13 protein-coding genes and 1 pseudogene are annotated in these 13,442 nt (G+C 63.5%); 5 read left to right on the top strand and 9 right to left on the bottom strand.

Annotated elements, in window-relative coordinates; translation table 11 throughout:
- The 3 genes from E3328_RS21270 to E3328_RS21260 all read right to left on the bottom strand — a co-directional run bounded on the left by E3328_RS21270 (nucleotide 1) and on the right by E3328_RS21260 (nucleotide 4,845).
- Nucleotides 1-2,220: a copper-translocating P-type ATPase gene (locus tag E3328_RS21270; RefSeq protein WP_209452260.1), complete on the bottom strand. Its 2,220-nt coding sequence runs from the start codon at nucleotides 2,218-2,220 to the stop codon at nucleotides 1-3.
- 64 nt (nucleotides 2,221-2,284) lie between these two features.
- Nucleotides 2,285-3,286 (bottom strand): potassium channel family protein, encoded by a 1,002-nt coding sequence (locus E3328_RS21265; protein WP_135366651.1) that lies wholly within the window; start codon nucleotides 3,284-3,286, stop codon nucleotides 2,285-2,287.
- A 305-nt stretch (nucleotides 3,287-3,591) separates the two neighbouring features.
- Entirely contained in the window at nucleotides 3,592-4,845 is a 1,254-nt protein-coding gene (locus tag E3328_RS21260) for an RNA-guided endonuclease InsQ/TnpB family protein (RefSeq protein ID WP_135366650.1), read from the bottom strand.
- A 226-nt stretch (nucleotides 4,846-5,071) separates the two neighbouring features.
- Between E3328_RS21260 and E3328_RS21255 the strand changes: the two genes are divergently transcribed.
- Nucleotides 5,072-5,383 (top strand): hypothetical protein, encoded by a 312-nt coding sequence (locus E3328_RS21255; RefSeq protein WP_135366649.1) that lies wholly within the window; start codon nucleotides 5,072-5,074, stop codon nucleotides 5,381-5,383.
- A 36-nt stretch (nucleotides 5,384-5,419) separates the two neighbouring features.
- On the opposite strand, the gene E3328_RS22785 is transcribed toward E3328_RS21255, so the two are convergent.
- From E3328_RS22785 to E3328_RS21235, 5 genes and pseudogenes are all read right to left on the bottom strand, one after another.
- Entirely contained in the window at nucleotides 5,420-5,548 is a 129-nt protein-coding gene (locus E3328_RS22785) for a TRASH domain-containing protein (RefSeq protein ID WP_281275824.1), read from the bottom strand.
- Nucleotides 5,549-7,078, bottom strand: a pseudogene (locus E3328_RS21250) (type B DNA-directed DNA polymerase); the annotation flags it as partial. It lies immediately after the preceding gene.
- A 5-nt stretch (nucleotides 7,079-7,083) separates the two neighbouring features.
- Nucleotides 7,084-7,377 carry a DUF8156 family protein gene (locus tag E3328_RS21245; RefSeq protein ID WP_135366648.1) on the bottom strand — a complete coding sequence of 98 codons (294 nt, stop codon included), beginning with the start codon at nucleotides 7,375-7,377 and terminating at the stop codon, nucleotides 7,084-7,086.
- A gap of 2 nt (nucleotides 7,378-7,379) precedes the next feature.
- A complete protein-coding gene (locus E3328_RS21240) occupies nucleotides 7,380-8,318 on the bottom strand; it encodes a hypothetical protein (protein ID WP_246023083.1) in 939 nt (312 codons plus the stop codon).
- Between the two features lie 385 nt (nucleotides 8,319-8,703).
- Entirely contained in the window at nucleotides 8,704-9,360 is a 657-nt protein-coding gene (locus tag E3328_RS21235; RefSeq protein ID WP_135366647.1) for a helix-turn-helix domain-containing protein, read from the bottom strand.
- A gap of 135 nt (nucleotides 9,361-9,495) precedes the next feature.
- On the opposite strand from E3328_RS21235, the gene E3328_RS21230 reads away from it, so the two are divergent.
- The 4 genes from E3328_RS21230 to E3328_RS21215 all read left to right on the top strand — a co-directional run bounded on the left by E3328_RS21230 (nucleotide 9,496) and on the right by E3328_RS21215 (nucleotide 12,007).
- Nucleotides 9,496-9,753 (top strand): hypothetical protein, encoded by a 258-nt coding sequence (locus E3328_RS21230; RefSeq protein WP_135366646.1) that lies wholly within the window; start codon nucleotides 9,496-9,498, stop codon nucleotides 9,751-9,753.
- A 107-nt stretch (nucleotides 9,754-9,860) separates the two neighbouring features.
- Nucleotides 9,861-10,493, top strand: coding sequence for a hypothetical protein (locus tag E3328_RS21225; protein ID WP_135366645.1), 633 nt, complete (start codon nucleotides 9,861-9,863; stop codon nucleotides 10,491-10,493).
- Between the two features lie 39 nt (nucleotides 10,494-10,532).
- Nucleotides 10,533-11,681 (top strand): acyl-CoA dehydrogenase family protein, encoded by a 1,149-nt coding sequence (locus E3328_RS21220; protein ID WP_135366644.1) that lies wholly within the window; start codon nucleotides 10,533-10,535, stop codon nucleotides 11,679-11,681.
- Nucleotides 11,678-12,007: a hypothetical protein gene (locus E3328_RS21215; RefSeq protein ID WP_135366643.1), complete on the top strand. Its 330-nt coding sequence runs from the start codon at nucleotides 11,678-11,680 to the stop codon at nucleotides 12,005-12,007. The genes E3328_RS21220 and E3328_RS21215 overlap by 4 nt, the downstream gene beginning before the upstream one ends.
- A gap of 54 nt (nucleotides 12,008-12,061) precedes the next feature.
- Here the strand turns inward: E3328_RS21215 and E3328_RS21210 are convergent, their stop codons facing one another.
- Entirely contained in the window at nucleotides 12,062-13,090 is a 1,029-nt protein-coding gene (locus E3328_RS21210; protein ID WP_135366642.1) for a Cdc6/Cdc18 family protein, read from the bottom strand.
- Nucleotides 13,091-13,442: the final 352 nt, after the last annotated feature.

Below are 13,442 nucleotides of genomic sequence, written 5' to 3'. Positions count from 1 at the left end.
CTAGTTCGCCGGACGAGCCTGCTCGCCCGCCGAGATGCCCGACAGACTCGGGACCGAGAGGTCGACACGGCGGAGGAGCTGGGCGTTGATCGCGACGATGACCGTGCTCAATGACATCAGGAGAGCGCCGATGGCGGGCGACAGGAGGACGCCGATCGGCGCGAGGACGCCCGCGGCCAGCGGAATGGCGATGACGTTATAGCCGGCGGCCCAGACGATGTTCTCCTGCATCTTCCGGTAGCTTGCGTTGCTCAGCTTCACGAGGCGGACGACATCCATCGGGTTGTTCTGGACGAGGATGACGTCGGCCGACTGCACGGCAACATCCGTCCCGCTGCCGATGGCGATGCCCACATCGGCTCGCGTCAACGCGGGCGCGTCGTTGACGCCGTCGCCGACCATCCCGACGAGTTTGCCCTGGTCCTGAAGCTCCTGTACTTTCTTGTCCTTGTCGTCGGGCAGTACCTCGGCGAAGACTGTGTCGATCCCCAATTCGTCGGCGACGGCCTCGGCCACGTCCCGAGAGTCACCCGTCAGCATGGCCACCTCGATGTCTAAGTCGTGGAGCGCGTCGACGACCGCGTAACTCTCTTCGCGGATAACGTCGGCCATCGCGAACGCCGCGAGCAGTTCTCCATCCCTGACTAGATAGACCACAGTCTGGGCATTTTCGCCGGCCTCGTCGGCAAAGGTCCGCAACTCGTCGGGAACGTCGCTGTCGAGATGGTCGAGGAGGTTCGGGCCGCCGACGTAGACCTCCCGACCATCGACGATGGCGCGAACCCCTCGGCCCTTCATCGCCTCGAAGTCGACAGCGTCAGGGGCATCGATTCCTCGCTCAGCGGCGGCCTCCCTGATGGCACGGGCGATCATGTGCTCGGAGTCGCCTTCGACTGCGGCGGCGAGTTCGAGCGCTTCGTCTTCGTCCACGCCGTCGACAGTGGCCGTCCCGACAACACCGTGTTCGCCTTGCGTGAGCGTTCCCGTCTTGTCGAAGATGATCGCGTCGAGGTTTCGCGCGTCCTCCATCGCGATCCGGTCGCGAATGAGCATCCCATTGCGGGCGGCGAGCGACGTGTTGATTGCGACCACGAGCGGGATCGCGAGGCCGAGTGCGTGCGGGCACGCGATGACGAGGACGGTGACGACTCGTTCGATGACAGCCGCGTCGAACGTGGTCGCGATCGTCCAGGCGATTCCCGTGACGACGGCGGCGCCGAGGGCGACGTAGAACAGCCACCCGGCGGCTCGGTCTGCGAGGGCCTGCGTCTTCGATTCGCTCTCCTGTGCCTCCTCGACGAGGCGCATGATCCCCGCCAGCGTCGTCTCGTCACCCGTGGCGTCGATCCGCACCCGGAGACTCCCGTCGCCGTTGACCGTCCCGCCGATGACCTCGTCGCCGGGTTCCTTCGAGACTGGTTTCGACTCCCCGGTTATCATGGCCTCGTTCACGTCTGAATCGCCTTCTTCGACGACGCCGTCAGCGGGGACGCTCGCGCCGGGCCGCACTAAGACGAGGTCGCCCTCCGAGAGGTCGCTGACTGGTACTTCCTCGGTGCCTCCGGACTCGGTGAGCCGCTCGGCGGTGTCCGGCATGAGCTTCGCCAGTTCGTCGAGGGCGCTCGACGCACGCCGGACGGACCGCATCTCGATCCAGTGGCCTAGCAACATGATGTCGATCAGGGTCACCAGTTCCCAGAAGAACGCCGACTGGGTGGGGAAGACGACGCTTGCGAGGCTGTAGACGAACGCGACGGTGATCGCCATCGAGATGAGCGTCATCATCCCCGGCGCCCGGTCTTTCAGTTCCGGCACTGCCATCCGGAGGAACGGGACCCCACCGTAGGCAAAGACGACGACCGCGAAGACGGGATTGATCCACTCGCTGCCCGGAAATACCGGCACTGTGAAGCCGAGTTGGGTCTGGAGGAACTCGCTGTAGAGGAGGACGGGGATCGAGAGTAGCGTCGAGACAAAAAAGCGCCGTCGGAACATCTGTTCGTGGCCGGCGTGCATCCCACCGTGGTCACCGTGACCCTCGCCGTGGTCGTGACCACCTGCTTCGTGTCCCGTGTGGTGGTCGTGTTTCTCCTCGATCGCCGATTCAACCTCGGCGGTGTCGTCGGCCTCCTCCTCGATCATCGACTGTTCCGTCCGCGAGTCGGCTGAATCTCCGCTTTCCTCTCCGTTCTCCGTATCGTGGTGGGAGTGGTCGTCCATTGGTCTCTCAGTGGGCAGAAGTACGGCACCAGGGGTGATGGATTTGTGGTTTGTTCTGGCGTCCTCACTGACGATCTGAGAGGGGCCAGCGCCGTTCGTCGGCTTCGATGAGTCCCAGTAGTGTCCGCCGGCGATCGTCGATCGAATCGAGCGACTCGTCGAACTGCTGGTCCGATACCGTCGGGATCCCGCTGTCTCGAAGGACGCCGAGCGCTGGAGCCGGAGGCGTCCGTTGGGCCGGTTCGACAAATGCTGTGTCGAGCGTGTTCAGGTAGTCCTGAACACTCGATCGGGCCTGGCCGATGGCGATTTCACTTGGACGATCCTGTTCCGAGACCCCGAATTCTAGAAGAGTCAGCCCCTCATCGAGCACGGCAATATTCGTCACCGGTGCCTGTTCTGTCTGCGGCGTGTAGAAGTAGTGAAGGATCGGGTACGCCTTGTGGTTCGACGTGAGGGTATCGAGCTGGCCGGAAATCGAGTTGAGCGGTACTTCCAGTCCCTGGAACGAGTCACCGTCCCAGCTTCGCTCAAGAATTTCGGTACTCCCCCCGCCAAGGCCGTGGATGCTACTGGCGAGCGACCGTTTCTGCGTGACCGCACCGAGGACGTTGAGCACGTACGTCACGCTCAGCGTCACGAAGAGCATCCCGCTGGCGGTCGTGAGGCCGGTGACGATCTGCCAGAGGCCGTCCCGCGGGGTGAAATCGCCGTTCCCCATCGTGAAGACCGAATAGCCCACGAAGTAGAACCGCTCCGTCCAAGCGATGGGGCCCGGATCACGAGTATCCATCAGCGTGCTCTCTCCGCCGGCGAAGAGGAACGTCCAGCCGAACCACAGAAGACAGATCCAGACAGTGAGACTGAGTACGAGAACTATTGGTCCGGCGAGCGAAAGCACTCGGGGTCGGTGACCTGCTACCCTTCGAAGCAACCGCCACGTCCAGCTCATCAGTCGAGTCGTAAGCGGACCGGCCCCACCTTCGACCCAGAGCGTCGTCCACAGTAGATCGATGACGACCAGAACGAGAAACGACGTGCCGAGAAAGAGGTAAGCGAGATTCATCACCCGAATACACTAGAATCGCACTCGTAATATCGATACCACGGCGCGTCTGAAACGCCGACCCGACGGATTGTGTCGAGGACGTTTAAATACTCGAACAGCCCAACCATCACCGCTATTTCGCTCTCGAGACGGAAAGTCACCCACATTGCGCTCCAGTTACAGTTGATCCTCCCCTACTACGTGCTTCGATGGCTGGGAAAACGCACCGGAGGGCTGGACGAGTCTGGAGTAGGTGATTCTCTTGAGGACTCCGGATGACATCCTCCGCACGTGAACGGCGCGGTTTCCCAAGCGTTGGGATATTATGGTTCGCGGGTCACCTGTTCTTGTGGGGCTACTCGCCCCGTGGATTTGTCGAACAGGCGCACCGCTGGCTGTGCCATCCAGCCGGTATCCCTATCTCCCCCGTCACAGGCGAGAGTCGGGAGTACCTTCTGCCGGATGTTCTCGGCTCCGTTCACGTCGGCGTTGGCGACCAGTCCACACGCCTCACAGACGTACAGTCCGCGCTCGACGCGCTGGCTGTCGTCGGTGGTCCCACACGACCCACAGGATTTGGACGTCTCACGCTCATCTACACGCTCAACGCTGATACCGCGTTCAGCGGCTTTGTATTCCAACATCTCCGTGAACCTGTCGAACGCCCATCCATGCAGGTCAAGGTTGCCGTGATCGCCCCAATCGGCGCCCTCACGGATACCAGTCAGGTCGCCCACGGCGATCGTCCCGACGTTTCGGGCGGCACACTCAGTTACGATGTCCTTCGAGACAGCGTGAAAGAAGTGTGTCCGGCGCTCGTCGCGCTTCCGGTCCAGTCGGTGTGCTCGTCGGGAGGAACTGTCGTCGCACTTCGCTCGCTCCTTCTGGAAGTAGTACTCATCCTCTTTGAGCGCGCCACCGGGATACAGTAACGCGTCGTCGCCAACTGCAACGGCGGCGAAGTTGCAGATGCCGAGGTCGATACCTGCTACTCGGTCACCGGGTGGGTCCGGGTTGTCAACCTCGACATTGCAGACGATGTGCAGCTCCCATTCGGTGCCGGTCCAGACCGCCCGGACCTGCTGGACGTTCTGGACGGTCACATCCGGGTCAGCGGCGTACTCACAGAGGATGAAGTCTCGCCGTCCATCTTTCAGGTTTCGACCCTTCGAGAGTCGAATCCGGTTGTGGTCGGAGTCGTGCTTGAACCCGTCCTCTTTGAACGTGACTGTCGAGCGCGGGTGGTCGTCGCCGTGCTTGCGGTAGCCGGGCGGGTTCGCGTTTTCGTCACCGTTTCCACGGAGTGCGTACCACGAGTCGAACGCCTCAGCCAATTCTTCGAGAATTGCCTGACTGGATTGTGCGTTCAAATCCGCGTAGCGTTCGTGACTCTTGAGGTACGCTTTGAGAACACCGTGGTCTGGTATCGTCCCGGTTTCGTGCCAGATGCGGTCACACGTCCACCGGGCGATATTCCAGAGTTTCGAGGCTGCGAACCCGAGCAAATCGAGATCGTTACGCACCTGCCGGTGGTTGCGAATGGACGCAACGTAGGTGCGAGTGACCCGATTCGCCATACAGAGTCTATTGGAGGTGAGGCTGATAAGTTATCGCCTACCAGAGTGAAAGTGAACGGAGAATATCCGACCTGGCTGTCACCCGGGTCCGTTGTATCAGAGCGTACGCGATTCACGCCCGGCCTGCAGGCCGGGATTCTCTCGCTGGTAGCAGATAGTTTGTGGAAACTAAACGCAACAGGATTGCGCCAAGCCACTTCCGTGTCAGACTCGTACTACGCTTGCTATGAGTACCGACACAGAGACGGTCGAGGGCTACGTCATGGACGTTGGCTGCATCCGAAAGAACGCGCGAGACGAGCTATTGGAGAACGCGAGGGTCCACACCCGCGACTGTGCACTCATGGGTCACTGTATCGAGAGTGGATACGGAATCGTCACTGAGGACGACCGTGTGACGATACTCGATCCCGAAGCCACCCCAGAAGTCGTGAACGTCGTCGAAGCCTCGGACAGAGACGAGGGAATCCGCCTCCGGGTGACTCGCGAGCAACATGACGATGCCATGGAAACGACAGATGTCACCGAAATCGAGTGAGCTTGCCCACGTAATTCAGGCTTCGCCAGCTACCGCCTATAATGTCTCGTACTCTTCTTTGAACATCGACTCGCACGACGAACAGCAGGGATAGTATCGTCGCTCCTCGACCGTCACCGAGATCCCGTCCCCGGTGATCGGCTTTCCACACTGGGCGCACTCGATGGTGATGTCGGCCGCAAGCGTGTCGAGGTCGGTCTGGTCGCCGAGTGGGACATCGGGTGCCGGCGTCACCCAGATCGAATCGACGATGCCGTGGACGACCTCGCAGCCTCCGGCCTCCAGTCGCTGTTTGGCGTCCAGCAGGATCTCCCGGGCGAAGGCGTTGATCGCCTCGTGGCACTCGATCCGGCCGAACTTGGCGTTCGCGAAGCCCTGGTAGCCGAAACAGGCGACCAAGATCCACTTCAGCGCGTCCGAGCGACCTTCGAGGGCGGCCAATCGGTCCTCGTCGGGGTCGTCGGCTGCACGCTCCTCGCGGATGGCCGCCTTGATCGCGTCGCGGTCCTCGATGATCGGTTCGAGGACGTCGACGAGATACCCCCGCTCGTCACAGATCGCGTAGTCGAGGCCGGGCACGTCCGCGCGGTCACGATGGCAGTCACACCGGATCACGTCCGGCGAGACATTCCGCGTGCAGATGATGTTCGGATAGAGACTGGAGAAGTCCAGTTCGTGGACATCCTCGTGGACCCCCGTATCGGGGGCGAAGATGAACCCGCCGCGGTCGGCGTCGTGCAGCGTGTCCATCGGCTTGAACAGCTCGTGGCGCCAGGAGTTCCACGGGACGAGCACACCGCGGGCGGTCGCCTCGCGTACCTGGATCGCGGTGAGGACGGTGCCGATCGACGCCCAGGCGAGTTCCTGGACGGGCTTGTGCGAGCGCTCGACCAGGTCGACGACGCCGGCGAGGTTGGTCTCGTCGTACAGGAACGTGGCCGACTCGTCGATGATCGCTCGCCCGGGGACGTTGTACCGCGCCGGCGAGTGGCCCACCCGGCCGTAACTCGTGTAGGTCGACTGCCCGGCGAGTTGCTGGGAGTCCACATCTGGCCAGCGGCTCAGCGTGAACTCCTCGATGTCGGCCCGGGCAGCCATGCCGTAGAGCGTCGGCACGATATCGGCGGTTGAGCAGACGAGTACATCGGGGTCTCGTGCTTCGACGGCGGTCGCCACAGCGTCGAGGATCGTCGCCGGGCTGCCGGTGACGGTGTCGCCGGCGACGGTCAGCGTCTCGTACGTGTCGCCGGCCGTCTCCGTGAACGGAACCGACAGCGAGAGCGTCGTCAGGTCCCCGGTGGGCGTCGGGTCGACCCCGCGTTCGAGACAGTAGCGGAACTCGCGGGTGAAATCGACGTTGTAGCAGGCCAGTTCGCCCACGGGGTAGGCGTCGAGCCGGCGGGCTTGCCGGGCGAGCGACGCCACGCGGTCGATGTGGGTGGCGTCGACGGCGAGCAGGCGTTCGGGGTCGCGCCGGAAGCCGGGGCGTCGCTCGACGACTTCGACGCCAGCCACGGCCGGGTGGCGCTCGTAGCACTGGCGGAGGCGTGCGAGGTCGATATCGGCCTCGGGATCGCGAGGCCCGACGAAAAAGCGGGGCGTGTAGTGGTCGACGACCGTGGGTTCGGCGCCGTCGTCGGTGACCGTCCATTCGAGGACGCGCCCGTCGTCGAGGAAGTCGATCGTGAACGGCATTGCAGTCAGTGAGCCTCTTCGGGGTCGTCGGGGACTGATTCGACGCGTGCTTCGAGCGTCTCGACCCGCGATCGGAGGGTATTGATCGCTCGTTGCTGTTCGAGCGCGATGCTCACGAGCACGGGATACATCGGCTCCCGGTGGTTCAACAGGCCGCTTGCGTCGGCGTGCTCGCGAGCGTGGGTGAACAGCTGGTCGAAGTACGGCTGGTCGCCCCGGCGCAGGGCACGGCGGTAGTCGTCCCAGCGGGTTTCGAGCGCGGTGAGCGTGTCGCGGAAGGTCGGGTTGGTGCGACCCATCCTCAGTACCCCCGGCCGGGCTGGCCGGCCCACGTGTCCAGCAGCGGGGCGCCCGGTTGGCGGGTTGGTGCAGTCGTAACCCCGTCGTCCGTGTCGGCGTCCAGCGACGGGCCCGTCGGGGTGGCGGGCTGGCACCCGGCCCCCTCGGCGCGGGCGGCCAGCAGGTCCGCCCAGTAGGCCAGCGTCGTCTGATAGGCGTCGCCACCGGCGACGGGGTACCACTGGGGTTCGAAGTCCTCGCCGGTAATTCGTGGGCCCATCCGCGTCGCCTCGCACGTGTAGCGGTGGGTCGCGGCCGCCTCGACCGGGTCGGTCAGGCCGTCCTGCTTCGTTCGAGTGCAGAGGACGGGCACGTCGTAGGCGTCGGCGTACTGGCGGAGGCGGGCGAGGCTTCGGGCGAGTAGTCGGCGTGTCTGGGCGTCACACAGCGTGTCGTCGGCCCGGTAGAGCGCATCGACGGCGGGGGCGACAACGAGCCCGGGCGTCGGCTGGGCGTCCGTGCCGTCGGTGGTCGCGTCGTCTTGGCGGAACGCATCGGTAGTCGCCGTCGCTTTGACGTGGGCGTTGACTGCGGCGGGCAGGTCCGCGAGCGCGCTGAAATGCTGGTAGGCGGTGAAGCCGCGGGCGACGTGGATGCGGTCGAGGAGGCATCGACTCGGCGCGATCTGGGTTAACGTCGCCGTCGTCGCGTAGCCCTGCGCGTCGACCCAGAAGGCGGGACCGTCTGCGTCGAGCAGGTGGTCACAGACCAGCGCGTGGACGACCGGGACGTTGCGGTCGGCCTCGATATCAAGGAGCGTCAGGCCGGGATCGAGCGCGGGGAGCAGGCCGTCGACACGCTGGTCGGGCGCGCCGGCGACGGTCGACTGATTGTGCTGGGCCGGTCGCGTCGGGGTTTTTGACCGGCGCCGTGGCGCGTCGTTTCCGGTGGTCTCTGGCATACCCGATCGTTGCCGGGACCACTCGGTAAGGGCTCGCGTGTCGCTTCCGGAGTTCTGGAGAACGGTTAGCGTCGGGGGCTTGCGGCCGGAACCGTCGGATCGGCGGCGTGCTTCTGGCTTCCGGATCCATTTCCTGAACGCGTCTGGTGGCTGTCCAATTCGGACCGCGCTGCCATTTCTGCGGGTGTCGTGGGGCTATTCACTCGGTGGTTGTTTCACCAGAAGACTAGCTGAATTCGGTGGTACGGTGACCTGCGTATGACTCGATGGTGGTCTAGTCACCGCAGCGAGGGTAACGTCGGTCATCGCCGGCTGTCGTTCAAACGAATAGGCAACACTACCGAAAGAACGCCTCGGGCCATCGATACGGTTCCTGACATTCATCTCAGTCCCTGAATAGACCCTGAACGAGTTTCGATTCGGCCTTTCGGAGGTGCTCAGCTGCGGTCGATACTCCACAGTCTAACACGTCTGCAATGTCCTCAGTTGTCGCCTCGCGGGGCGTGCTGTAATACCCGAGTTCGAGGCCAGCCTGCACCGCAGTGCGTTGCCGCTCGGTCAGACGATGGCGAATTTGTTCGGCGCTGACCTGCGTGCCGCCGACCGACTCGATCTCGACCCGAACCGTTGGCGGGACGCGTTCGATAGCCGTCTGGATATCGGACTCACGACCCACGAGCGTGAACGTATAGCTCCCGTCGGCGTTCCACGTCGCCGGGGGTACCGTCATCAGACTCCCGCGCTTGAAGTTTTCCCAGAGAGCACGGGCATCGGAGGTCCCAATACCGGACACGAAGCAATAGCTCTCGCGCTCAGATTCTCGGAGCAGTTCGTATTCTGTGATGGCGTCGTCGTTTTCGAGTGCGGTTTCGAACCGGTCGACGTCGCCGGAGAGACGGAGCAAGAACGCCACCGGCGTTGTCGTTACGTTCCAGTTGATCACCTCGACCTGGACAGGTTGGTCATCGGCTTCCGTCACGTCGTCGAACGTCTGCGGTAGCTCGGATTCCTCGGGATGGATCGTAATCCGGGTCCGCTTCATTATGAGGGCTGCCTGGCAGCGGAAGTGGGGCCTGTCAACGGACTACACACGGTAGATCCGTCGTCCAGGTCTGGTATAAATGGGAGGGAAATGTGGGGCAGAACCGGCTTGCCGCCATGCCGCCTGTCAATACCTATGTCACGAACCGGTACCGACGTCCAGACCACCGAACCGACCTCGCCAGAGCGCGACGCCGTACGGCCGAGTTGGCGGGCGGGGGTACTCAGCGCCGTGTTTATTTCGCTGCTCGTGATCCCCGCTGGATTGACGTACTACTTCCTCGTACTCGGGCCGCCCGAGACCGGCTACGAACAGCTCACTATCGGATTGCTCGCCATGCTCCCGGGGTTCGCGATGGGCGGAGCCGGATTGCTGGTAGCTGCCCTCGATTGAGCGATGAGAGCACCTCCCCCTCGCCGCAATACTGACGGTCGTAGGCCCCGATTGAGCGATCGAACATCTCGAACCGGTGCGAGAACCAGTGCCCGTCCAAACCACCGATGAGCGCGTCAGACCAGCGCACCCAGTGGCTCACTGTCAGCCGGGGTCTGAGCAGCCTCGCTCTCGGCGCCACTGTTGTCGCGAGCGGTATCCTCTTGATTCCGTCGCCGCTTAGTGACGTGTTCTTCAGCGGCATCGTCCTCAGTAGTGTTCTCTTCGCCGCGATCGGAGTCCTGGGTGCTTGGACGAACCGAACGCCGCTCGTCTGGCTCGCTGCGGCCCTCTTGACCGGGCTCGCGATACTCGGCCTGCTGTCGATCGGGTTCCTCATCGCCCCAGGGGCGCTCCTGATGATCGGCGCTGCCATCTCCAGTCATCTGGGTGGCTCTCGTTCGGGCGTTCGAGACGCGATCATCGCCGATCCACCGACGAGACAGAATCGGGTCGTGCGGACGCTAATTGGTGGGGTCGTCACGGTCGCTGGAATCGGGTTCGTGTACACTGGTGCGTTCAGACAGGAACTGTTCGGCGCCTGTGCGACTGAATCCCTGTCCTGCGCTCTGGCGATGGCACACTGGGACGCGATCGGCCTCACCGTAGTCGGACTCTCCGCAGTTGCCATCGGCGGTTGGCTCCTCTGGCAGCAGATGCGCATCACCAGGACGCTCTCCGCGGCTCGAAGTAATCACTGACATGCCACGATACGATCACACGCCGCAGAGGTGGCTACGATGAATTTCGAATTGACGGACACACAGCGTGACCTTCGGGACGAGGTCCGGACGATCGCACAGGAGGAGATCAGGCCACAGGCGATCGACCTGGACCGTCGCGAGGCCTACCCGGCGGACATCCTCGCTGAACTCGGTGAGCGCCGGCTCACGGGTCTGACGCTCCCGGAAGAGTACGGGGGGCGAGGGGAAGGTCTGGTCGAGTTGGTGGTGATGACCGAGGAACTCGCGGCGGCGCTGATGTCGGTTGCGAGCACAGTTGCACTTCACCTCGGCGTCGCATCGATCATCGCTGAGCACGGGAGTGAGCCGCAGCGTGAGCGGTATCTCCCCGAGATGGCCTCCTACGACATGGTCGGCGTCCTCGGATTGAGCGAAGCGAACGCCGGGAGCGACAAACTCGCGATGGAAACGACGGCCCAGCGTGATGGCGACGAGTGGGTACTGAACGGCCACAAGCAATGGGTGACGAACTACCGGGACGCCGACGTCGTATTGACGTACGCGAAGACCGGGCCGGACGAGGACGCACCGCGAAATATTAGCGCCTTCCTCGTACCGACCGACGCATTCGAGGTCGAGAACGTGTGGGAAACGCTCGGCGCGAAGAGCGCGAAGGCGGTCAAAGTCTCCCTCTCGAACGTCCGTGTGACGGACGAGCAGTTGGTCGGCGAGGAGGGCGAGGGGTACGTCGATCGGCGGTCCGTCTCGACCGGTGTGAACGTCCCAGCACGAGCCGTGGGGATCGCCCGGGCTGCCCTCGATGATACCGTCGAGTTCACGAGACAGAGAGAACAGCACTCCCGGACTATCAGCGACTTTCAGGGCGTCAGGTGGCGGGTCGGGAAGATGGCCGAGCGCGTCGATACGGCCCGGCTCCTGACCCTCCGGGCTGCGGCCCGGGCGGACAGCGGTCTGGACGTGAATCGAGAACTGAGTATGGCGAAGATCCACGCGACAGAGGCAGCGGTCGAGAACGCCAACGACGCAGTTCAACTCCACGGTGGAATCGGCTATACGACCGAGCGACACGTCGAACGGTACCTTCGGGATGCCCGACTGCTCACCATCGCTGGCGGCCCGAACGAGGGCCACAGGGACACACTAGCAGACGCGGTTTTCTCGAGAGATCGGACGGGAGTGCAATGACTGCCACGAGAGAGTCCATCGCGATCGGGTCGACAGCCGTAGTTGTCGCGGCTTTTCTCGGTGTGCTCGGATACTATCTCGTTCAACCGGGATACTCGCAGACTCGACTGGTGTTTTTCATCGTTCTCGGCGGGCTGGCGGTGCTGGGGGCGGCGGGAGTCATCTTCCAGCGCGAACGGGTTGCTGTTAGCGGGGCCGGTGGGTTGCTAGTAGTCGGCTTCTGGCAAGCCGTCCTCTGGGTATACATTGTTCCCGTTGTCGTAGTGCTCTTCGCTGCAACGTTCAGTATGCTGAAAGACCGCTCGTCCGATCCGATCATACACTGATATGCCCAGTGAACAGGCGGTTCCCTATACTGCACAGAAGCCACTGCCCCCCACTCACTGCGTCGGCGATGTTGTCGCCGGATCGACGAGCGCGTATTCGCGGTCGCGGCTCGTCCCTTCTGCGGTGAGGAGATTGTACTGAGTCATCTTCGAGAGGTAGTTCCGGACGGTCCGCTTCGTGCGCGGGTCCTCGACTTCGTCCGTGTAGTGGTCGTGGATCTCGCCGGGCCCCAGCGGGCCGTGCTCGCGAACGATGTCGTAGACGACCCGCTGGTGGGGCGTCAACGAGTCGAGGTTGGTCTGTCGGATCGAGTCGCGGGCGTCGCTCGCGGCGTCGAGCAGCAGCTCGTCGGTGATGCGGTCGGTGCCGCGGCGGTCGGCCGCACTCGCGGCGGTCCGGAGGATGCCGATGGCGAGGCGGGCGTCGCCGGCCGCGGCGTCGGCGATCCGGCGGAGCTGGGCGTCAGTGATCGCGTCGGGGTCGAGCCCGCGCCGGACGCGGGCGGCGAGGATGTCCTGCAGCTGGTCGACGTGGTACTTGTCCATCCGGACGTGCTCGCTCGACCGGAGGCGACTGACCAGCCGGTCGTCGACGCGGGCGATGAGGTCCTCCTCGCTATTCGCGATGCAGATCAGCCCGAACTGCGGGAGGCTGTGCAGGTCGTAGAGCACGTCGGGGTTCTCCAGCTGGTCGGCCTCGTCGAGGATGACGACGGTGCGGGGCCCGTCGTACTGCTGGAGGCGTTCGACAAGTTCGTCGTGGGGCGTCGACTGGCGGTGGATGTCGATAGTCTTGCCGAGCGTATCCAGGATCTGGTAGAGCGTCCGGAAGCGCGTGTAGTTGCGCCAGCAGTTGACGTAGACCGTCTCGATGTCCAGCACCTCTTCACGCAGCCGTTCGGTGACGAACTTCGCGAGGCAGGTCTTGCCCGCGCCGCTCGGGCCGGTCACGAGGGCGGTGTCGGCGGGTTCGCCCTCGGTGATCGGGTCGAGGACGCTGGAAAGGTGGTTGACTTCCGCGTCGCGATGCTCGATCTCCCGCGGGACGAACCCGGCGCGCAACACGCGAGCATCGCGGATCATGTCTGGTACGGAAGTGATCCGACTTGGACTACTAAAACGTATGCGGGCCGTTTCCGGAAAGGGTCGTGTGAGGACGGCGAATCGGATGATCAGGGCCGCTTTCCGGTGGTCTGAGTCGGTCCGGTCGTCGCTTTCCGGAAACTGCCCTGGGGATCGGCGGGGTCAGCATTGGGTCGACCGGGGGCCGGTGAATTGGGCCGATTCCCGTCTTATGTAACAACTGCTCTTCGAGACTCGTGGAATGTTACATAAGACCGATCGAATCAACGAGAGGCCTCCCACGGGAGACACCTCTGGCCGAGAATTGCCTGTTTCAGTCCGCTGCCCCGAAGTGCGTGAGTCATTGGAATCA

This window comes from Halosimplex halophilum (assembly GCF_004698125.1).
In the GTDB taxonomy this organism is placed as follows: domain Archaea; phylum Halobacteriota; class Halobacteria; order Halobacteriales; family Haloarculaceae; genus Halosimplex; species Halosimplex halophilum.
This window is presented reverse-complemented; position numbering and strand designations above follow the sequence as displayed.

Excerpts from the sequence above, each read along its gene's own strand:
- E3328_RS21235 (WP_135366647.1), bottom strand. The coding sequence starts at position 9,360 with ATGAAGCGGACCCGGATTACGATCCATCCCGAGGAATCCGAGCTACCG.
- E3328_RS21225 (WP_135366645.1), top strand. The coding sequence starts at position 9,861 with ATGAGCGCGTCAGACCAGCGCACCCAGTGGCTCACTGTCAGCCGGGGT.
- E3328_RS21265 (WP_135366651.1), bottom strand. The coding sequence starts at position 3,286 with ATGAATCTCGCTTACCTCTTTCTCGGCACGTCGTTTCTCGTTCTGGTC.
- E3328_RS21240 (WP_246023083.1), bottom strand. The coding sequence starts at position 8,318 with ATGCCAGAGACCACCGGAAACGACGCGCCACGGCGCCGGTCAAAAACC.
- E3328_RS21230 (WP_135366646.1), top strand. The coding sequence starts at position 9,496 with ATGTCACGAACCGGTACCGACGTCCAGACCACCGAACCGACCTCGCCA.
- E3328_RS21210 (WP_135366642.1), bottom strand. The coding sequence starts at position 13,090 with ATGATCCGCGATGCTCGCGTGTTGCGCGCCGGGTTCGTCCCGCGGGAG.
- E3328_RS21270 (WP_209452260.1), bottom strand. The coding sequence starts at position 2,220 with ATGGACGACCACTCCCACCACGATACGGAGAACGGAGAGGAAAGCGGA.
- E3328_RS21255 (WP_135366649.1), top strand. The coding sequence starts at position 5,072 with ATGAGTACCGACACAGAGACGGTCGAGGGCTACGTCATGGACGTTGGC.
- E3328_RS21220 (WP_135366644.1), top strand. The coding sequence starts at position 10,533 with ATGAATTTCGAATTGACGGACACACAGCGTGACCTTCGGGACGAGGTC.
- E3328_RS21215 (WP_135366643.1), top strand. The coding sequence starts at position 11,678 with ATGACTGCCACGAGAGAGTCCATCGCGATCGGGTCGACAGCCGTAGTT.
- E3328_RS21245 (WP_135366648.1), bottom strand. The coding sequence starts at position 7,377 with ATGGGTCGCACCAACCCGACCTTCCGCGACACGCTCACCGCGCTCGAA.
- E3328_RS21260 (WP_135366650.1), bottom strand. The coding sequence starts at position 4,845 with ATGGCGAATCGGGTCACTCGCACCTACGTTGCGTCCATTCGCAACCAC.